The organism is Caballeronia sp. GAWG1-1, assembly GCF_023631465.1.
Lineage (GTDB): Bacteria > Pseudomonadota > Gammaproteobacteria > Burkholderiales > Burkholderiaceae > Caballeronia.
In genome coordinates this window covers 189,447-209,245 of the sequence record NZ_JALQDB010000028.1, presented here as the reverse complement: position 1 = coordinate 209,245, position 19,799 = coordinate 189,447, and the positions used below count along the sequence as shown (strand labels likewise).

20 protein-coding genes are annotated in these 19,799 nt (G+C 63.5%); 8 read left to right on the top strand and 12 right to left on the bottom strand.

Going from position 1 to position 19,799, the window contains the following annotated elements; all coding sequences use genetic code 11:
* Position 1: 1 nt before the first annotated feature.
* Together NCT03_RS17295 and NCT03_RS17290 are read right to left on the bottom strand one after the other, a co-directional pair.
* The gene (locus NCT03_RS17295) at positions 2–1,639 is read right to left on the bottom strand and encodes an ATP-binding domain-containing protein (protein ID WP_250493255.1); all 1,638 of its coding nucleotides are present in this window, start codon (positions 1,637–1,639) and stop codon (positions 2–4) included.
* 89 nt (positions 1,640–1,728) lie between these two features.
* The gene (locus NCT03_RS17290) at positions 1,729–2,400 is read right to left on the bottom strand and encodes a glutathione S-transferase family protein (protein ID WP_250466759.1); all 672 of its coding nucleotides are present in this window, start codon (positions 2,398–2,400) and stop codon (positions 1,729–1,731) included.
* Between the two features lie 139 nt (positions 2,401–2,539).
* Here NCT03_RS17290 and NCT03_RS17285 point away from each other — a divergent pair, with 139 nt between their 5' ends.
* Positions 2,540–2,710, top strand: coding sequence for a hypothetical protein (locus NCT03_RS17285; protein WP_250493254.1), 171 nt, complete (start codon positions 2,540–2,542; stop codon positions 2,708–2,710).
* A 72-nt stretch (positions 2,711–2,782) separates the two neighbouring features.
* On the opposite strand, the gene NCT03_RS17280 is transcribed toward NCT03_RS17285, so the two are convergent.
* The 6 genes from NCT03_RS17280 to NCT03_RS17255 form a co-directional block, all read right to left on the bottom strand.
* Complete coding sequence (locus NCT03_RS17280) at positions 2,783–3,193, bottom strand: response regulator (RefSeq protein ID WP_244828431.1); 411 nt, start codon at positions 3,191–3,193, stop codon at positions 2,783–2,785.
* Between the two features lie 377 nt (positions 3,194–3,570).
* Complete coding sequence (locus NCT03_RS17275; protein ID WP_250493253.1) at positions 3,571–4,410, bottom strand: AraC family transcriptional regulator; 840 nt, start codon at positions 4,408–4,410, stop codon at positions 3,571–3,573.
* A gap of 206 nt (positions 4,411–4,616) precedes the next feature.
* Positions 4,617–5,879 carry an NAD(P)/FAD-dependent oxidoreductase gene (locus NCT03_RS17270; protein WP_250493252.1) on the bottom strand — a complete coding sequence of 421 codons (1,263 nt, stop codon included), beginning with the start codon at positions 5,877–5,879 and terminating at the stop codon, positions 4,617–4,619.
* A complete protein-coding gene (locus tag NCT03_RS17265) occupies positions 5,876–6,133 on the bottom strand; it encodes a 2Fe-2S iron-sulfur cluster-binding protein (protein WP_250493354.1) in 258 nt (85 codons plus the stop codon). Before NCT03_RS17265 ends, NCT03_RS17270 begins: the two co-directional genes overlap by 4 nt.
* A gap of 137 nt (positions 6,134–6,270) precedes the next feature.
* On the bottom strand, positions 6,271–7,410 hold the full coding sequence (locus NCT03_RS17260; RefSeq protein ID WP_250493353.1) for an NAD(P)/FAD-dependent oxidoreductase: 1,140 nt from the start codon (positions 7,408–7,410) through the stop codon (positions 6,271–6,273).
* A gap of 5 nt (positions 7,411–7,415) precedes the next feature.
* Entirely contained in the window at positions 7,416–8,366 is a 951-nt protein-coding gene (locus NCT03_RS17255; RefSeq protein WP_284503317.1) for a 4-hydroxyproline epimerase, read from the bottom strand.
* 213 nt (positions 8,367–8,579) lie between these two features.
* Here NCT03_RS17255 and NCT03_RS17250 point away from each other — a divergent pair, with 213 nt between their 5' ends.
* Positions 8,580–9,485 carry a dihydrodipicolinate synthase family protein gene (locus NCT03_RS17250; protein ID WP_250493251.1) on the top strand — a complete coding sequence of 302 codons (906 nt, stop codon included), beginning with the start codon at positions 8,580–8,582 and terminating at the stop codon, positions 9,483–9,485.
* Positions 9,486–9,598: 113 nt separating this feature from the next.
* On the opposite strand, the gene NCT03_RS17245 is transcribed toward NCT03_RS17250, so the two are convergent.
* Positions 9,599–10,342: a response regulator transcription factor gene (locus NCT03_RS17245; protein WP_250466750.1), complete on the bottom strand. Its 744-nt coding sequence runs from the start codon at positions 10,340–10,342 to the stop codon at positions 9,599–9,601.
* 501 nt (positions 10,343–10,843) lie between these two features.
* Between NCT03_RS17245 and NCT03_RS17240 the strand changes: the two genes are divergently transcribed.
* The 3 genes from NCT03_RS17240 (at position 10,844) to NCT03_RS17230 (ending at position 14,007) form a co-directional block, all read left to right on the top strand.
* Positions 10,844–12,154, top strand: a complete 1,311-nt coding sequence (locus NCT03_RS17240) for an MFS transporter (protein ID WP_250493250.1) — start codon at positions 10,844–10,846, stop codon at positions 12,152–12,154.
* A 121-nt stretch (positions 12,155–12,275) separates the two neighbouring features.
* Entirely contained in the window at positions 12,276–13,733 is a 1,458-nt protein-coding gene (locus tag NCT03_RS17235; RefSeq protein WP_250493249.1) for an MFS transporter, read from the top strand.
* 106 nt (positions 13,734–13,839) lie between these two features.
* Positions 13,840–14,007, top strand: coding sequence for a hypothetical protein (locus NCT03_RS17230; RefSeq protein ID WP_244828474.1), 168 nt, complete (start codon positions 13,840–13,842; stop codon positions 14,005–14,007).
* 220 nt (positions 14,008–14,227) lie between these two features.
* Here the strand turns inward: NCT03_RS17230 and NCT03_RS17225 are convergent, their stop codons facing one another.
* Both NCT03_RS17225 and NCT03_RS17220 read right to left on the bottom strand, forming a co-directional pair.
* Positions 14,228–14,500 carry a hypothetical protein gene (locus tag NCT03_RS17225; RefSeq protein WP_250493248.1) on the bottom strand — a complete coding sequence of 91 codons (273 nt, stop codon included), beginning with the start codon at positions 14,498–14,500 and terminating at the stop codon, positions 14,228–14,230.
* A gap of 63 nt (positions 14,501–14,563) precedes the next feature.
* Positions 14,564–15,445 (bottom strand): helix-turn-helix domain-containing protein, encoded by an 882-nt coding sequence (locus NCT03_RS17220; protein WP_502800385.1) that lies wholly within the window; start codon positions 15,443–15,445, stop codon positions 14,564–14,566.
* 254 nt (positions 15,446–15,699) lie between these two features.
* Here NCT03_RS17220 and motA point away from each other — a divergent pair, with 254 nt between their 5' ends.
* Both motA and motB read left to right on the top strand, forming a co-directional pair.
* Positions 15,700–16,569: a flagellar motor stator protein MotA gene (motA, locus tag NCT03_RS17215; RefSeq protein WP_244828477.1), complete on the top strand. Its 870-nt coding sequence runs from the start codon at positions 15,700–15,702 to the stop codon at positions 16,567–16,569.
* Between the two features lie 33 nt (positions 16,570–16,602).
* Entirely contained in the window at positions 16,603–17,583 is a 981-nt protein-coding gene (gene motB / locus NCT03_RS17210) for a flagellar motor protein MotB (protein ID WP_244828478.1), read from the top strand.
* A gap of 67 nt (positions 17,584–17,650) precedes the next feature.
* Here motB and NCT03_RS17205 read toward each other — a convergent pair whose 3' ends face one another.
* Positions 17,651–18,982, bottom strand: coding sequence for an Nramp family divalent metal transporter (locus NCT03_RS17205; protein ID WP_250493246.1), 1,332 nt, complete (start codon positions 18,980–18,982; stop codon positions 17,651–17,653).
* 316 nt (positions 18,983–19,298) lie between these two features.
* Here NCT03_RS17205 and NCT03_RS17200 point away from each other — a divergent pair, with 316 nt between their 5' ends.
* Positions 19,299–19,580, top strand: coding sequence for a DUF4148 domain-containing protein (locus NCT03_RS17200; RefSeq protein WP_244828483.1), 282 nt, complete (start codon positions 19,299–19,301; stop codon positions 19,578–19,580).
* Positions 19,581–19,799: the final 219 nt, after the last annotated feature.

The following is a 19,799-nucleotide window of genomic DNA, read 5'->3' as shown; positions in this document are numbered from 1 at the left end:
TTTATGGCAGCGTTTCGATGGCGGCTGCCGCCCGTTCCGACGCGACCACGATCAGCTTCATGGTCGCGCGCGTCGCGCCGACGAAGACTTTGCGCGCGGCTTGTTCATCGAGCACGTCGAAGTCGACTTCGGTGAGGATCACGCACGGCGCGGATTGTCCCTTGAAGCGATAGATCGATTCGAGCAGCACGTCGCCATCGCGATACTCCGGATTGCCGAACAGATCGTACGTGCCGGTGAACGCGCGCAACCGATGCGGCCCGAGATGATCGACGGGCGTGAGCGCCGAACCCTCGCGCCCGCGAAACGACAGCACCGCGATGTCCTGCTTGCGAAAGCCGAGCGAGAGCGCCTGCGTGATGGCGCGCTTGGTCGCCTCGATCACTTCGTCGGAATGGCCGTTCTCGTAGGTGGCGATAGTCACGTCCGAGCCATCGAACGGACTGCCCGCATCCAGCCGCGCGCCCGGACCGACGATCTTGCGGATGAAGCCCAGAAGATCGCGCGGACTGCGGTAATTGGTCGTCTCGCGCAGAATGGTCCAGCCGGGCAGCGGCACGGGCTCGCGCAGATACAGGTTCTGCATCGGATCTTCGAGCCACCACCACGCGCCGTCCGGATTCAGCAACCGTTCCAGCGGTTCGACCCAGCCCGGCTGAAAATCCTGTCCTTCGTCAACGATCAACACATCCGTCTTCCAGTGCTCGGGCACGGGCACGGCGGCGAAGCGTTCTTCGAGCGTCGCGAAGACATCGGGCTGGGAGAAGTCGGGCGGACTGCCGGCATCGCGCGCCACCGAGGCGCTCAGCTGATGATAATTCGCGATCCTCGCCTCTTTCGGCGCAATCGCGCGGATATGATCCGCGAGCGGCCGGTTGAAGCATACGTACAGCACGCTCTTGCCCGCCGCGAGCGAGTCACGCATGACGCGCACGGCGAGTTGCGTCTTGCCCGCGCCGGCGGTCGCGATCACGCGCAAGCGAAACGGCGAAAACTCCAGCCGGCGCGCCCATGTCGCCAAACCGCCCGAAAGGCGCGTGACGAGCGTGTTGGCTGCGCCGACGAGCGCGTTGGTATCGGGCGTGAGCGAGAGTTCATCGGCGAGAAAGTGATGGATGCGCGCGGCCGACTCGAAGCGCGGCTCGTCGGGCGGCAGAATCTCCAGCACGACTTTCGGCAGTTGCGCCTTGCGGCTTGCATCGACGATACGTCCGGGCGGCACGCCGGCAATGGCCGCGTCCTTCACCGTGTAGTCGGGGCAATACAGCAGTTCCTCTATGCGATACGTTCCCGCGCCGAAAGCCGCCGTGAAGCGCCGATGCAGATTTTCCAGCGTGCGCGCGAGTTGAATGGCGACGTTGCGTTCCTTCTGCAAGTAGACCTTCACGAGCCCCGCGCTGGTCTCGCGCAGGAAACCGGCTTTCTGCTCGATCATCAGCACGCGGCCCGATGGCGCGACCACCACGAAATCCGCTTCGCCGAAGACGGAGAAGCCTTCGTTGACGCGCGTCCAGTGCACGCCGTGATACACCGTGTAGTCCTCGGGCAGCTTTTCCAGCAGCGCGAGCGTTTCGAGCTCGCGGGCCGCTGCGCCGGTTGCTTCCAGGTTCTTCCAGTCGTCGGGAACGATTCGAGCCATGCTTGCCTTGGAGCTTGGTTGCATCTGCGATGAAGTCGCGCTTCATTGTACGCAACGGCGCGCGCCGAAGCGTTGGGCGCTATCCGACGCTATCCCGCGAGATCGTAACGGCCGCCGCGCTCGAGCGCACGCTGATATGCAGGCCGCGCGTGAATGCGTTCGAGAAACGCGCGCACATGCGGCAAGCTCTTCGCGCCCGCGCGCTGACTGCCGGCTTCGAGTGGAAAGCTCATTTGCACGTCGGCGGCGCTGAAGGTGTCGCCCGCGAACCATTCGGACTTTGCGAGTTCGCTTTCGATATAACCGAAGTGCAGCTTCAATTGCGGATCGATGAAACTGGTCTGCATGGTCTGCGCGATCCGGCGGCCGATCGGCTTCACGAAGAACGGCATCTTCGCGCTGCCGATGCGCAAGGCCACGAGTTTGAGCAGCAACGGCGGCATGGCCGAGCCTTCGGCGTAATGCATCCAGTAGTTGAAGCGCACGCGTTCCGGCGATGCGCCATGCGGCGGCGAGAAACGCCCTTCGCCGTAGCGATCGACGAGATACTCGAGGATGGCGCCCGATTCCGCAATGGTCTGCGCGCCATCCGTGATGACCGGCGACTTGCCGAGCGGATGCACGGCGCGTAATTCGGGCGGCGCGAGCATGGTGTTGCGATCGCGCTCGTAACGCTTCAGCTCATACGGGACGCCGAGTTCTTCGAGCATCCAGAGGACGCGTTGCGAGCGGGAGTTGTTGAGGTGATGGACGGTGAGCACGCTGTTGCCTCGTATTGTTATCGTGAGCGTTGGTATGCGACTTGCAAGCTGACACCACGCGAGCATACGTCGAAGGATAATGTCCGCGCGCCCGAGGGCGCATCTCTTTCACACGCACACAGGGACAACAGGAGAAACCGTGACGCTGATCATTTATCTGGTGGGCTGGCGGATTTTCATCGGCGGCGTAGCGTGGGGGCTCGTTGCCATGCACGTGTCGCAACATACGATCGCCATCGTAGCCGTCATCCTGCTCGGCATCGCCGTCATTACCGGCGCAACGCGCGCCCGCAATCGCGACCGCTCGTAGCCGCTTATCGCCTGCCCTTTCCCGCTGTCTTGCGCTTGCAGCCGACGCCGCTCGCGCAAGACAAACGCGAAGTCAAGTCACCACACGTGCCGACAGCGCGTCTTGAATCAGCGCCACCAGTTCATCGGGATGCGCGGGCTTCGTCATGAAATGCTGGAATCCTTCGCCGATACTTCGTAATCGGTATTCGTCGCCGTCGTGTCCCGTCAGCGCGATGGCCACGGAAGGCGGGAGATTGCCCCGTATTTCATGGTCGCGCAAACGTTGCACGAGGTAGAAACCGTCCATTCCGGGAAGGTCGAGATCGCATATCACCGCATCGGGAAGATTCCGGATCGCGGCTTCCGCGCCGTCTTCGGCGTCGGCTACGGCGATCACATCGGCGCCTTCTTCTTCAAGCAAAATTTGCAGTGATGCCCTGCTTTCGGGATCGTCTTCGACCAGCACGATCCGCGTGTGCCCCAGTCTTGCTACTTCGTTCATGATGTTCTTTTCGACTACCTAAAACGGAATTCTCGCGCACGGTCTCCACGGCTCGCCGCTCCTGACTGCCTGGGCAACCTTGCGTCGACTGCGCGCACCAAGCATACGTTGACAAGAAAACGCGGCGGGAATTCCGAACGCACCGTGTTCTATGCTGCGCGTGCACCGGTGCGGAATGCCGCGCAGTATGTCTCGCGCCGGGACAACGGGGGTAATGCCGGTCTCGGCGCACCGAAATCGAGCAAGAACCGGACCGGTCTGCGGCGTCGCCCGCAGACCCTTGACTGGCGGCGCTTTCAGCGTTTTTTTAGTGGCGCACCGGCCGGTAAAGCCGCACGACCGTGTAATTAAAACCGCAGCCATGCCCCGATTTCTCGTCAGACATTTAGGTTCGCGGCGGAATCGGGGCGCGTGGACAACGGCTGCGGCGCCTGCGATGTCTGTAAGAGCGCGCGATATTCCGTCGGCGTAATTCCGACCGTCGCCTTGAACTGCCGCGTAAAGGCGCTGTGATCGGTGTAGCCGCATAACGCTGCCACGTCCGTCACCTTGTTGTCGTTTGAGACAAGCAGTGCGGTGGCGGCATCGAGCCGGGTCTTCAGCAACACCTGTCGCGGTGTTAGGTGAAAGACCTTGTGGAAATATCGTTCGAGCTGCGCAATCGACATGTTCGCCATCTGCGCGAGTTGCCGCATGTTGAGCGGCTGCACGAAATTTTCCTGGATGTGCTGCACGACCGCCGCAAGCCGGCTATAGGCCGGATGCGTGCCTTCAGCCGCTTGCAGATCGCGCGAAATACCCGCGAGACCCACGATTTTGCCCGTCGCATCGTGCAGCGGCTGTTTGCAGGTCATGCACCAGCCGGGCTCGCGGCCGGGATACAGATGCAGTTCGAGTTGATCGATGAGCTGAGTGCCCTGCGCGATGATCGCCTGATCCTGCGCCGTATAGATGCGCCCGAAGCGGCTCGGAAAAACGTCCTCGGCGGTTCGGCCGAGCAGCGCGGACTTGTCGTCCTTGTGGCCGCAGCGGCGCGCAAGCGTGCGGTTGACCATCGCGTAGCGCGCGTGGCGATCTTTCACGAAGAATACGATGTCGGGCATCGCGTCGAACACCGGCGCGAGCAGCGCGAAGTGCGCGAGCATGGCGCCGAGCGTCGATGCAGGCGAGGCATCGGCTGCGGGTTCTTCATCGGGAAGGCCGGGCGAGGTTGGCATGCGTTTTCGGTTGGGCTGACTTTGAACGCGATGCGGGTGATTATAGGAGCGCGTGCATCAGGACAAAATTGAGCGTGGCGTCTGTCTCGCATGGCGGCTCATGCGTGAGCGGGCGTCGGTTCTTGAAGTTGGCGTTGGCGTCGGCGTGAAGCGTATCGCGGCACGGCTTCATCACGCTAGTACGCGGTTCATCGGCCGCCAAGATCTCAATCCACCGCGCCTTCGTCGAGTTCCGCCATCAATGTATCGATGCGAACCGGCGCGAACGGTGGACGCGTCATCGGGCGTTCCCAGCCGAAATACACCGCCGCCGCCTCGCCGCAAATGCGTCCCTGGCACGCGCCCATGCCGCAGCGCGTCTGCAGCTTCGCATCGCGCCAATTGGCATGCGCCGCGACGTCGCCAAAGCGCACGTCCTCGCAGCGGCATATGAGCGTGTCGGCGGATGGCGGCGTGCGTGCGGCGGCACCCAGCTCGAAAGCGCGCTCGACGCGCCCGGCAAACGCACGCCAGCGCCCGCGTTCGCGCACGAGACGCATGTCGATGGCGAGCCCCAGCGCCGCGCGCGCCGCAATCAATCCTTCGACGCGCGCCAGTTCCATGCCGCCGATGCCCGTGCATTCTCCGGCGGCGAACACCGCATCGAGCGAAGTGCGCTGAGTGTCGTCGACGCAAAGGGCGGCGGTATCGGCGAATGCGCAGCCTAGCGCCTGCGCGAGCGTCGTATTCGGCACGAGCCCGTAACCGCACGCGATGCGATCCGCTTCGATGATTTGCTCCCGACTGCCAGTGCGGATCGTGACGGCTTCGACGCGCTCACGCCCGTGCGCCTTCACGACGACACCGCCCGTCCGATAGCCAGCCGTTCCAAGCGCCATGGCCTGCGCGAGCTTCGCGGGCGTCGCCGCAAGTGACGCGACAAAACGCGCGATGCGCCCAAAACGCGCCTGCTCGATGACCGCGAGAACTTCGGCGCCGTGACGGCGCGCGGTATCGGCGGCGGCGAGCAGTAGCGGACCGCTTCCCGCCACCACGACGCGCTGCCCGCGCACCGGCATCCCGCTCTTGATGAGCGCCTGCAAGCCGCCCGCGCCCGTGACGCCGGGCAACGTCCAGCCCTCGAACGGCAACAGACGCTCGCGCGCGCCGGTCGCGAGAATCAGCTTCGACCAGGCGATTTCGAGCGATACCGTCTGCTGCTCCAGCAAGAGCCGCTTGTCGCCGGAGACGGCGGCCACTTTGGTCGCGCTCAAGCGTGCGAGATTCGGGCGCGTGGCGGTATCGGCGAGCCAGTGACGAAGTGGATCGGCGAGCGCTGCCTGCGGACCCTGCCGCCAGATCTGACCGCCGGGACGCGGGTTATCGTCGATGAGCGCGACCCGCGCGCCCGCGCGCGCGGCTTCCTGCGCCGCCGCAAGCCCCGCCGGCCCCGCGCCGACGATCGCGAGATCGAACATTTCGGGCGTCATCGCGGCGTCGCCATCGTCTGGATGACGAGGCCTTCGTCACACAACGTCTGACAGCCGAGCACATGCGCGCGGCCCGCCACGACGACGCGGCACTCCTGGCAGACGCCCATTCCGCAGAGCGCGGCGCGCGGCTCGCCCGAAACGGAGCGGCGCGTGCCTGCGATCGAGCGCATCGCGAGCGCGGCGGCGATGGTGGTGAAAGCGGCGACGTCGAGCGCTTCACCGTCGATGAAGATGCGGACGGTTTCAGCCATCTGGATGATCTTGTAAGAGCGCGAGCGGACCCGGCGCTTCGCCGTCGCTTGCGATACGCCCGGCAGCAATCGTCGAGGCATTCCTGCTTGCGAGCTTGCGAAGCCAAAGCGGCCACGCAAGCGGCAAGCGCGCAATTTCAACCATCGACCGGCTCCCGCGCAAACCGCTGCGGCGAAAACGCAGCCGCGTAAGGCGCTTGCATCGCGCCGAGAATCTGATCCGCCAGCAACGCGGCAGTGCCTAGCGAAGTCGTGACGCCCAGCCCTTCATGCCCGGCCGCAAGCCACAACCGATCGCCCGCATACCGCGCCGGGCCGATCAGCGGCATGCCGTCCGGCGTCGCCGCGCGCAAACCGGTCCACGCGCGAATCGCGTTGAGCGCGCCGATGCCCGGCAAAAACCGCGACGCGCGTCTGAGCATGAGCGCGAGCACGCGGGCATCGATGGCCGGATCGACATTGCCGAACTGCCGCGAAGAGCCGATCAAAATCTGTCCCGTCGGCCGCGGCTGCGCGTTGAACGCCACCGACACGCCGCGCGCGTGATGCGCGCTCTTGATATACCCGAGTTCCGCCACCTGATGCCCGATCGTGCCCGGATAACGATCCGTGATCAGCAGATGTCCCTTCTTGGCTTCGAGTGACACGCCATCGACCAACTCCGCCGCCGCGATCCCGTTGGCGACGACCACATGCGCCGCGTGACGCCGTTCGCCGCCGCGAAGCGTGATGCTCGCGGCGCTGTCGGTCGCGGCGACGCCAGCGACCGCGCAGCCGGTGACGACGCGAATGCGCGCGGCGCCTTCGGAGCGCGTCAGCAGCCATTGCGCGGCTGCAGGCGCATAGACGATGGCGTCGTCATCGACGAGAACGCCGCCTCGCAGCGCGTGACTCAGCGATGGCTCCGCCTCGCGCAAGCCGGTCGCATCGAGCAAATGCGCGCGCACGCCGCCTGCCGCGAAGGCATCGCGCATGGTTTGCGCCGCGTCGAGTTCCTCGTCGTCTTCGGCGGCCCAGACGGTGCCGCATCGCACGAAGGCGTCGCGTTCGCGCAAGTGCGGCGCGAGCTCCAGCCACAAGTCGCGCGACGCGCGGGTCAGCGCGAATTCGGCGGCGGAATCGTTCATCACGACTATATGCCCCATGCCCGCCGCCGTCGCGCCGCCGCCAATACCCCGCGCATCCACGACATCGACCACAAGCCCGCGCGCAGCCAGTTCCGCCGCGCACGCCGCGCCGACGATGCCCGCGCCGACGACGATCACATCCGCCGACATGTGCGTCACGCGGCAACGCTCGCCGGAATGCCGCGCGCGAACGGATCGCGCTCGTCGAACACGAGCCGCCCTTCGCCCATGACGTGCGCAAAGCCGGTGATCGTCGGCACGATCTCGCCTTGCGCGTGCTCGTAACTCGCCTCGAACACGCTGCCGATGACGCTTTCCTGCCGCCAGATTTCGCCCGGCGCGAGCAATCCGTCCGCCGCGAGACACGCGAGCTTCGCGCTCGTGCCGGTGCCGCACGGCGACCGGTCGTACGCGCTGCCTGGGCACAGCACGAAGCTGCGGCTGTCGATGCCCGTCGAAGGCGAATCCGCGAACAGTTCGATATGGTCGATGTACGCTCCCGCCGCGCCCGTTATGCCCTGCGCCTGCAGCGCTTCGCGAATCGCATCGGAAAATGCCGTCAACTCCGCGATACGCGCGCCGTCGAGCGTGCGTCCGTGGTCCGCGACTAGGAAAAACCAGTTGCCGCCCCACGCGACATCGCCCGTGAGCGGACCGTAGCCGGGCACATCCACCGTCACCGCGCGCCGATGCCGGTATGCCGGCACATTGCGCACGCTGACGCTGCCGTTCGGATTGAGCGTGGCATCGACGGGACCGACGGGCGTATCGATACGATGCCGCCCCGCCGCTATCCGTCCCGCATGCGCCAGCGACGCCACGAGCCCGATGGTCCCGTGCCCGCACATGCCGAGATAGCCGACGTTGTTGAAGAAGACGACGCCCGCAGTCGCGGTGGGGTCGTCGGGCGCGCAGAGAAGCGCGCCGACCATGACGTCGGAGCCGCGCGGCTCGGTGACGATGGCGCGGCGCCAGTCGTCGAAACGCGTGCGAAACGTCTCCAGCCGTTGCGCGAGTGTGCCGTCGCCCAAGTCCGGACCGCCCGCGGTGACGAGGCGGGTCGGCTCGCCGCCCGTATGCGAATCGATGATGTCGATGGTTTTCATGCCGCCTATCCTAAAAATGCGCGCGGCAGGCGTCTTGGAGCGGCTACGCGATTTCGATGACGATATCGGCATAACCCGTACTCGCCCGATGACGCTCGCCGGAGCCCGCGCGCGCTGTGCCGAAATCGGCACGCGCCGCGCGCGAAACGCGCAAGACGCCTTGTTTTGCCGTGCTTAAACTGCACAGCGTTCAAACATTTTCGGAGAGCCGCCGTGTCGCATATCTGGGAAGGCGTGATGCCCGCCGTCACCACCAAGTTCAACGCCGATTTCAGCATAGACCGCGCGTGGACGAAGAAGAACATCGAAACGCAGATCGAGGCTGGCGTGGACGGCATCATCGTGTGCGGCTCGCTCGGCGAAGCTTCGACGCTTTCGCTCGACGAAAAGCTCGACGTGCTCGATATCGCCGTGGACGCGGCGCGCGAACGCGTGCCGGTACTGCTGACCATCGCGGAAAACAGCACGCTCGACGGCTGCCGCCAGGCGGCGCGCGCGGCGAGCCGGGGCGCGAAGGGCTACATGGTGCTGCCGGGTCTGCGTTATATGTCGGATCGGCGCGAGACGCTCAACCATTTCCGCATGGTCGCGGATGCAAGTCCGCTGCCGATCATGGTCTACAACAATCCGCTCGCGTATGGCGTCGATGTCACGCCGCGCATGTTCGCGGAACTGGCCGAAGACAGCAAATTCGCGGCGATCAAGGAATCCAGCGGCGACGTACGGCGCATCACCGACCTGATCAACGAAGTCGGCGACCGTTATGCGCTCTTTTGCGGCGTCGACAATCTGGCGATGGAAGCCATGCTGATGGGCGCGCACGGTTGGGTGGCTGGCCTCGTGTGCGCGTTTCCGCGCGAGACCGTGGCGATCTACAAGCTTTTGCAGGCGGGACGCATGGAGGAAGCGCGCGCGATTTACCGCTGGTTCGCGCCACTGCTCGCGCTCGACGTGTCGCACAAGCTCGTGCAGAACATCAAACTCGCGGAAACGATCGTCGGCCTTGGCACGGAGCCGGTACGCCCGCCGCGACTTCCGCTTGCCGGCGACGAACGCAAGGAGATCGAAGCGCTGATCCGGCAAAGTATCGAAACGCGGCCTGAACTGCCGCGGTTCTGATTTCGCCGATCACAGCGATGCCGTCTCGCGACGAAATCCATTATGTGAAAGCGTGAGTCTTTCAAGGCAAACGCAAAAATGCCGTCTCGCGACGGCATTTTTACTTGGTGCTCTTAAGCAGCAATACGGGCATGCTCGGGTTCGACGCGCTCGTCGCCGGTTTCCTCGCCATCGCCATACAGATGCAACAGGCGATAACCGCTCTTGTACACCGGCTGCAGTCGGAAGTGATTGACCGGCTCGATTTCCAGCGCCAGACGCAGACGCGACACGTGACTGTCGATAGTGCGCGTGGTTTCGCGGAACTCGCGACCCCAGACCATCGCGAAAATATGATCGCGCGACAGCACGCGACCGATATTCGAGAAGAACAACTGGGCGAGGCGGAATTGCGTGCCGCTCAACTGCACCGGACGGCCGCGCACCGTGACGGCTTGCTGACGCGAGTCGAAGCGATACGGCCCGACTTCGAGGCAAGCGCTCGACGTGGTTGGATACGCCCGGCGGATCAGCGCTTCGATGCGCGCGCCGAATTCGCCCGGGCGCACCGGATAAACGACGTAATCGTCCGCGCCTGCCGTCAACGCGCAAACGACGTTGTGTTCGGCGCCGTCGGGCGTGGCGAACATGACCGGCACGCGCTCGCCGAAACTGGAGCGCACGGATTTGAGCAGGTCGAGACCGCACAGACCGGATGAATTCCAGTCGAGAATGAGCAGATCGACCGTGGAACGCGAGAGCGCCTTGGACAACTGAAGGCCGTCGCCAAAGGTCACGCACGCGTGACCAAGCCGCTTGACGACGTCGCTGATGAGATTTCTATAACTTGGGTCGGTTTGCAAAACGGCGACGCGCATAGGGTCTGGCCTGATGAGTCTGAGGGGCAATAAGCAGATGCCTTGTCGAACGGGCACCGCAGGACGTCTCGTTACAGACTGAGACGGTTAAATACAGGCGGCATTCTGGGCAGACCCGTTTCCCTTTCCCATCGGACTCATCCGAATTTGTCAACGCATGTGACGATTTCGACACCGTGTCGCATGCACAACCATCTCGAAAATAGATCGGCCGTTCTGCCGGAGGTGGCCTTTCATCCTGTAACATCGCGCGTCTGGCTTGAACGTCCCCGTTTGCGAGCTCTTACCGATGTCTCGCAAAGGAACGCTGCCGCGCGACTCCGAGTCGTTCGCGCAGCGCGGCCGCCGGGCGCGATACGACAATGCGTCCGTCGGGCTCATCATCCGGTCCTTGATTCGCGCTCACCCGGCGCGTCTTGAAAAGCCGCAGGACAACGCCTCTTCTTGCGCGGCACGTCCCGACACGTGCGCGGCTCTTTTCATTTACGGGTTCTTTTTTCGATGCACGCAACACCTCTGCCCGGCGCCTCGGACACCACGAGCGCCGCGGGCCGCCGTCTCACGCGCGGCGACTATAAAACGCTCACCCTCGCCGCACTTGGCGGCGCTCTCGAGTTCTACGACTTCATCATTTTCGTGTTCTTCGCGCCCGTGATCGGCCAGCTGTTCTTTCCCGCCACGATTCCTGACTGGCTGCGGCAAGTGCAGACTTTCGGCATCTTCGCGGCGGGTTATCTTGCCCGGCCGCTGGGCGGTATCGTCATGGCGCATTTCGGCGATCTGCTCGGCCGCAAACGTATGTTCACGCTCTCCGTGCTGCTGATGTCGGTGCCGACGCTCCTGATGGGCCTGCTGCCCACTTACGCTTCGATTGGCATGATGGCGCCCGTTCTGCTGCTCCTCTTTCGCGTGATGCAAGGCGCGGCCGTCGGCGGCGAAGTGCCTGGCGCGTGGGTTTTCGTGTCGGAGCACGTGCCGAGTCGTCATGTCGGCTACGCGTGCGGCACGCTCACGGCGGGACTGACGGCCGGCATTCTGCTCGGTTCGCTGGTCGCGACCGCGATCAACAAGAGCTTCGTGCCGGCGCAGGTCGCGGACTTCGCGTGGCGTCTGCCGTTCCTGCTCGGCGGATTGTTCGGGCTGTGCTCGGTGTATCTGCGACGCTGGCTGCATGAAACGCCCGTGTTCGCCGAACTGCAAAAGCGCAAGTCGCTTGCCGCCGAGATTCCGCTCAAAGCCGTGCTGCGCGATCATGGCCGCGCCGTGATCGTGTCGATGCTGCTCACGTGGATGCTTTCCGCGGCTATCGTCGTGGTCATTCTGATGACGCCGTCGCTTCTGCAGAAGCAATTCCACATCGCGCCGGCGACCGTGCTCGCGGCCAATTGCGTGGCGACGCTGTTCTTGACCATCGGTTGCGTGCTGGCGGGCGCGATTGCGGGGCGCATCGGCGCGGGCAGGACGATTTTCATCGGCGCGATTGCGCTCGGCGTGTCGTATTACCTGCTGTTCCGGCAAGTTTCGCTCGATACTTCCGTGCTCTTGCCGTGGTACGCGTGCGCGGGCTTCACGGTTGGCGTGATCGGCGCAATTCCGTTCGTCATGGTGAAAGCGTTTCCGCCCGCCATTCGCTTTTCGGGCATCTCGTTTTCGTACAACGTCGCATATGCCGTTTTCGGCGGACTCACGCCGATCGTCGTTTCGCTGATGATGAAATCCAGTCCGATGGCACCCGTGATCTACGTCTGCGCGCTGTGCGCGGTGGGCGCGGTGACTACGCTGTTTATCCGGGAAGCGGCGGTCGAGGCCTGAACGGCGGGCCTGATCCGATCACGCAACGCGCACTCCCCGTGAGTGCGCTTTTTTCGCCTTGAACGCCACGTTTCACCCGTGCCTGAAACATCGAGCGTGCGCCGCGTCTAGCATTGAGGGCATGAACTCGAACCTCGATCTCGATCCCAAAACGGCGCGCCTGAGCGCGCGTCACGTGCTCATCGTTGCCGCCACCAGCGTCGGCTTCGTCGTCTCGCAACTCGATGTATCCATCGTCAATGTGGCGCTGGCGAGCATCGGTCACGACCTGCACGCGAACGTCGCGAGTCTGCAATGGACCATCGACAGCTACGCGCTCGCCTTTTCCGCGCTGATGCTTTCCGCCGGCTCGCTCGGCGATCGCATCGGCGCGCGGCGGCTGTTTGCGGGCGGGCTCGCCTTGTTCGCGCTGGCGTCGCTCGCCTGCGCGTTCTCGCGCGATGCCCCGCAGTTGATCGCGGCCCGCGCGCTGCAAGGAATCGGCGCGGCGGCGATGCTGCCCAATTCGCTCGCGCTGCTTAACGCAGCCTGCGGTCACGATCCGCGTTTGCGGGCGCGCGCGGTGGGTCTGTGGACGGCTGCGGGCTCGATTTCGATCGCGGCCGGGCCGATCGTCGGCGGTGTGCTGATCGCGGCGTTCGGCTGGCGCAGCATCTTCTGGGTCAACGTGCCGATCTGTGCGGCGGGCATAGCGGCGACGCTCGCGTGGGTCCGCGAAACACCCGCGCAACCTGGAAGCGGTCGTGGCGCGCGCGGTATCGACCTGCCCGGTCAGGCGCTTGCCGTGATCGCGCTCACGGCGCTCGTCGGCGCGGTCATCGAGATGCGGCCGCTCGGACTCACGCATCCGCTAGTGCTCGGCGGGGTTGCGCTGGCGTTGCTGGCGGGCGCGTCGTTCGTCGTGATCGAAGGCCGCACACGCTCGCCGATGCTTCCGCTCGCGCTCTTCAAGGAGCGCACCTTCAGCGCGGCGGTGGTGTTCGGTATCGGCGTGAATCTTACCTACTATGGGATGGTGTTCGTGCTGAGTCTGTACTTGCAGCGCGTGCTCGGACATACGCCCTTGCAGACCGGTCTCGCTTTTCTGCCGCTGACGGGCGGCTTTCTGCTGTCGAATCTGGCGAGCGGACCGGTCGTCGCGCGTTTCGGCTCGCGTGCGCCGATGATCGCCGGCGCGCTTATCGACGCCGCCGGTTTCGCGGCGCTCGTTTTCGTCGATGCCCACACGCCCACGCTCGCGCTCATCGTGCCGTTCCTCCTGATTCCAACCGGCATGGGCGTCGCGGTTCCGGCAATGACCACCGCGCTTCTCGGCACGGTCGGTCAGGAGCGCGCGGGCACGGCGTCCGCAGTATTGAATACGGCGCGGCAGGCGGCGGGCGCAATCGGCGTGGCGGCATTCGGCGCGCTCGCGGGACATGGCGAAGGCGGCGCGGCAACGGCGCAGATCGTCGATGCGGTGCGCTGGTCGGCGGGCATATCCGTCGCGCTCCTCGTCTGCGCTTGCTTCAGCGGGTTTCTCGTGCGCGATGCGCGTGGCAATCGCCCGATGAGCGCGGCTCGGCAGGCGACGGAATAATGCGACGAGACTCGGGAACGCGCGTTGCAGACGCATGAGGGACGCCCGGCATCGACGAAACCGTGCCGGTCACACACGAACTGCATACTCTGGAGAACACCCCATCATGTCGACGATGCCCCGCTCACCCGAAGAGCCGATGGAACCAGACCCGGACAAGCTGCTCGACCCCGACGCGGCGCCGAATCCCGATGATCCGGACATGCCCGATGGCCCGGATTCAGCGACGCCACTCGTTCCCGCCGATCCGAGGAATGGGCAGCCGCGCCTTTGAAGGCGCGCGTTGTTCGAGCGGCGCTGCTTTCGTGAAATAGATCGCGCGACTCCGCTGAATGCCGGCGCCGGTCGAGGTCACGCCTAACTGACCGCAGAGACGGCAGGCCAGGAGCCTAAGCAGCGCGCTATGTGGCTAGCACTATCATCCAAACACAGAAAGCACAACGCCCGCGCGACCGAAGATCGCCGCGCGGGCGTCGTTGCCGTTCAAACCAGAATTACAAATTCGTAGTTTGCACGGCACCCGTCTGCAGGGCGCGCTCGATCAAGCCTTCCTCCTGCGCCCGCTTCATGGCATCCGCGACGAACGTATCCGGCGCCTCGACTTCCGCTTTGATGGCACCGATAATGCCGCCCGCCTCCACGATCACGAGCGATTCCGCCGAATCCGCCCGGCTGATGATGACGCGCCGGGGACCGCCGCCGTCCGCGATACTCGCGCAGAACTGCATGCTTTGCCCGCCGATTACTTGTTCGAATGTTTGAATCATCGCTGTCTTCCGCGTTGGTTGGACAAAAGCCATGGTTAGCCGCTTCGCTAAAACGCCGGGTGCTCATTCATTGATTCGCGCCGCGTCGTCAGGTTCAATTTTGTAAGCTGATGGCCGTGAGCGCAACGACATCTCCGCGAGCGCGGTAGCCGTAAATTCGTCGGCGGGAAAAAAGGCCTCGATTGCCAACTCGGATAGCGTGATGTCCACCGGCGTGCCGAATACCGTCGTCGTGCTCAGAAACGACAGTGTGCCGTGCGGCGTCAAAAGGCGCAGCGGCACGACCACGGGATCGAGTTCGGCACTCCTCGCCTTGCCGGCATGCGGCGGCGTTGGATACGCCTCAAGTTCCACGAGCAGCGCGGCGAGCGTGGCGTCTCCAGAAACCTCGATCTGCCGACGCACACGCGCCAGTAGATGCCCGCGCCATTCGTGCCAGTTCTCGATTGCGTGAGCCAAGCCCTGTGGATGCAGCGACAAGCGCAGCACGTTCACGGGCGGCGCGAGTAGCGACGCATCCGCCGCGAGCGCAACCAGCGCCGACACGGCGGCGTTGCCAGCGATCATCGTCCAGTGACGATCGACGGCCAACGCCGGATACGGCTCGTGTCCCTTGAGCACGAGTTCGACGGCACGGCGCGCGGCATCGAGTTGCGGATCGGCGAACGGGCGTTCGCGATATAGCGGCGCATAACCCGCCGCCATCAGGAGCGTATTGCGCTCGCGCAGCGGCACATCGAGTTGCTCGGCCAGGCGCATGAGCATCTCGCGGCTCGGCAACGATCGCCCTGATTCGATAAAGCTCAAATGACGCGTCGATACATCGGCGTCGCCAGCCAGGTCGAGCTGGCTCATGCGCCGTTTCTGGCGCCATTCACGCAACAGCGCGCCGACCGTCGCGGGCGGCGCAACACTCGATGCAACGAACGCAAGAGTCGAATTCATGCCGCCGATGTTAGTCGATTCGTCCATCCGCGATCCATTACCTGACGCGTAATGACCGGTCAAAGTTGCGCCGAATGCCGTCGTAACATTTACCTCGCAAACCATTGCGCAGAAATCTTTGCGCGCGTAACCCTAAATCTCGGGTGGTCCGCGCCGTTAAAAGCCATCAACAAGCCAATAAAGTTTCGCGTGCCGTGCGTGTCTCATGTCGAGCTCGCAGTGCTCGCGACGCCCTGACTTCTTGCGGAGAGATCATGTTTGTCATTATCGGTTGGGTAGTGGTCATCGGTTCGGTGATCGGGAGTTTTATCGGCGTCGGCGGGCATCTGGCGGCGCTGGTTCAGCCGTTCGAGTTGCTGTGTATTTTCGGGGCGGCAATCGGCGCGTTCGTCGTGTCCAATCCGACCGCAACGCTCAAGAAGACCTTGCAAGGTCTGCCGAAGGCCTTTAAGGGCGGCGCCTACACGAAAGAGAAATACCTTGCGCTGATCGCGCTGCTCTATGAGCTGCTGCAAAAGGCCCGCAAGGAAGGGATGATGGCGCTCGAAGCCGACGTCGATGCTCCCGAAGCCAGCCCCGTGTTCCAGAAGTACGAACACGTGATGAACGATCATCATCTGCTCGAATTCATCGTCGACTATCTGCGCATGATGTCCGCAGGCAACGTCAACGCGATGGAAATGCAGGACCTGATGGACGAAGAACTCGAAACGCATCACACCGAAAGCGCGATTGCCGGCAACGCAATTCAGAAGATGGCGGACGGCTTGCCGGCGTTCGGTATCGTCGCGGCGGTGATGGGCGTGGTGCACACCATGGGCTCGGTCGGCGCCGCGCCCGCCGTGCTCGGCGAGATGATCGCGGGTGCGCTCGTCGGAACCTTCCTCGGCATTCTGCTCGCATACGGTTTCTTCGGACCGCTCGCTGACTTGCTCAACGCAAAGGGCGCGGCCGAAGCCAAGCCGTTCCAGTGCGTGAAGTCCGTGTTGCTCGCGTCGATGAACGGCTACGCGCCGACCATCGCCGTCGAGTTCGGCCGCAAGGTGCTCTTCACGGCGGACCGTCCGAGTTTCAAGGAACTGGACGACGCCGTGCGCGCCACCAAGATGCCGAAGTCCGCTTAAAGCCGCTCGCGCTCATTACCGGAAAACACGTTCATGGCTGAGAAACCTTCACGCGATCCGCTGCAATCCGTGCTCGCGCCGACCATCATCGTGCGCCGCAAGAAGAAGGCGCACGGACACGGTCATCATGGCGGCGCATGGAAGATTGCCTACGCCGACTTCGTCACCGCGATGATGGCCTTCTTTCTCTTGATGTGGCTGCTGGGCTCCACGTCGAAGTACGACAAGGAAGGCATCGAGGATTACTTCAACACACCGCTTTCCGCGCTCTTCGGCAACGACGGCGGCGCATCCGCGCACACGAGCGTGATTCCGGGCGGCGGACGCGATCTGTCGAGCACGCGTCCCGGCGAAGGCAAGAAGAGCCAGACGCAGCCAGTGCCGCCGCAAATCGCGCGTGCCGCCGTCGCCGCGGACGACATGCAGCGCCTGCAGCAACTGAAGCAGAAGCTGCAAGCGCTGATCGAACAGACGCCTGCACTGAAAGCGTTCAAGGATCAGATTCGGATCGCGATCACGAGCGAAGGCTTGCGTATCGAGATTGTCGATTCGCTCAAGCGGCCCATGTTCGCGTCGGGCAGCTTCAAGCTCGAAAGCTACGTGACGACGATTCTCACGAATATCGGCGCGTCGTTGAATGACGTCGATAACCGCGTGTCTATCGCCGGTCACACGGACGCCGTGCCCTACTCCGGCAATCAAACGGGTTACTCGAACTGGGAGCTGTCGAGCGAGCGTGCCAACTCCGCGCGCCGGGCGCTGGTCAGCGGCGGCATGAAGGAAAGCAAGATTCTTCAGGTGCGCGGTCTCGCCGATGCGCTGCCGCTCAATAAGGACGTTGCCGACGAACCGACCAATCGCCGTATCAGTATTCTCGTGCTGAACAAGGCTGCGGAACAGGCATTCTTCCGCGATGGCGGCCGCACGACGGTGGATCAGACCTTGCCTCCCGAAACCGCGATTCCGGCGGCCGTGGCGGCGAAATCGACCGCACCGGCAGCGGTGGTCAAGTAACCTCCAGGCTACATCGACAGATGCGCCATGCACAAATCACGCGTGCATGGCGCTTTCTTTCATGCGCTCAGGAAAGCCAGTCGCTCACGGTCTGCACGACGAGCCACACATTCGCCACGCTGATCACGACGAACAAGAGCCACGCCAGCAGCTTCGTGGTCATGGCATTGGCGAACTCGCCCATCAGCGTCCGATCGCTCGTCATGCGAATGAGCGGCCACAATGCAAACGGCAATTGCAGGCTCAGCACGACCTGACTCGCGACCAGCAGCTTGCCGACCGCGCCGTTGCCCATCGCATACACGCCGATCAGCGCGGGCACGAGCGCGAGCGCACGCGTGATGAAACGCCGCTGATAGCACGGAATCTTCAAGTGCAGGAAGCCTTCCATGATGACTTGGCCCGCGATGGTGCCGGTAAACGTCGAGCTTTGTCCCGAAGCGAATAGCGTCACCGCGAATAGAACCGCGGCCAGCCCGGTGCCGACGATAGGCGCCAGCAGCTTGTAGGCATCTTCGATCTCGGTGACTTGCGTATGCCCTGTCGCATGAAACGCCGATGCCGCGAGAATCAGAATTGCCGCGTTGATGAGCAACGCAAGCACGAGCGCGACGATAGTGTCGATGCGCGACAAGCCGATGGCCGACGCCAGGCTCTTCTTATCGCGCTGAACCACGCGCGTTTGCACGATCGACGAATGCAGATAGAGGTTATGCGGCATCACGGTTGCGCCGAGAATGCCGATGGCGAGATACAGCGGCTCGCGCTGCGAGAAGAGGCTGATCGAAGGCACGAGACCTGCGGCGACCGAAGCCCAATGCGGCTTCACGAGCACGAGTTCGACAATATAACCAAGCCCGATGGTCGCAATCAAACCCAGCATGATGGCTTCGAGATCGCGAAAGTTCTTGCCCTTGAGACCGAGCACGATGAGCGTATCGAACGCGGTGAAGATCACGCCCCACATCAGCGAGCAGCCAAACAGCAAGTGAAACGCGAGCGCACCGCCGAGCACTTCGGCGAGATCGCACGCGATGATCGAGAGTTCGGCGAGCGCCCATTGCGCATGAGCGACGGGCTTTGCGTAGCGTTCGCGTGATAGCTGCGCAAGATCGCGTCCGGTGACAATGCCGAGGCGCATCGACAGACATTGCAGCACCATCGCCGCAAGGCTCGAAAGCACGACCACGAAAAGCAGGTCGTAGCCATAGCGCGATCCGGCTTCGATATCGGTGGCCCAATTGCCCGGGTCCATATAACCGATGGAGATGAGCAGCCCCGGCCCCGCGAACTGCAGCAGCTTTTTCCAGAACGACGCGCCAGGCGCGACGGCGACGGAGCCTTTGACTTCAGACGGACAGAATGGCGCGGTGGCCGTGGTCGGCAGCTTGAACGGCAATTGACGGTCCCGGTGTCGATGTTTAAACGAAAGATGTTTGAACGAAAGCGAGCGTCACTGAAACGAACCATGCCTTTGTCTTACAGGACGCTCGAAGCTCGCGAGTCTATCATCGGGCGCTCGCCGCCACAGGCGAAAACGTTTGTGACAGCGCATGCTTCAATCTGACCAAAGCGCCATTTGACCGCCAGCATCTCGTCACGATGCGAGACATAGAATCGGTGCCGTGGCGGTGGTGGGTGTAACGAGCTTCATGACGCTCGAAACCACGAAACCGCACGCCGCGAATCGTCCTTAACTTTTCAGGGAGTTCGCCATGAAACTACTCGCTCGCATCGCTATCGTTACGTTGGCCGCAGCGCCACTTGCCGCCTTTGCTCAAAGCGAAGGACTCACCCGTGCACAGGTCAGACAGGATCTCGTCAAGGTCGAACAAGCCGGCTACAACCCGTCGGAGCGCGATGCGTTTTACCCGAACGATATCCAGGCCGCCGAACAGAAGGTCTCGAACCCGTCGTATGGCGCATCGTCGGAAGGCTCGTCCGCGTCGGGACAACCGACCATGACGACCACGCCGCTCGGCCAGACTCCGCAATAACGTCATTCAACAGTCACGCCATTCCGAACGAGGCCAGCGCGGCTGCCGCTGAATTGAAGCGATCCCGCGCCGTCTCACTGCGGTACTCGCATTGCCTTTCGCGCGATGCATCGACGTACTTTCCGATTACGTTCACCTTCCATTGCGCGCTGCCGGCTTTCCTTTCGAGCGCCTAGTATTACGCACGCCTTTCATTTCACGCAAGATGACGAAATCGCC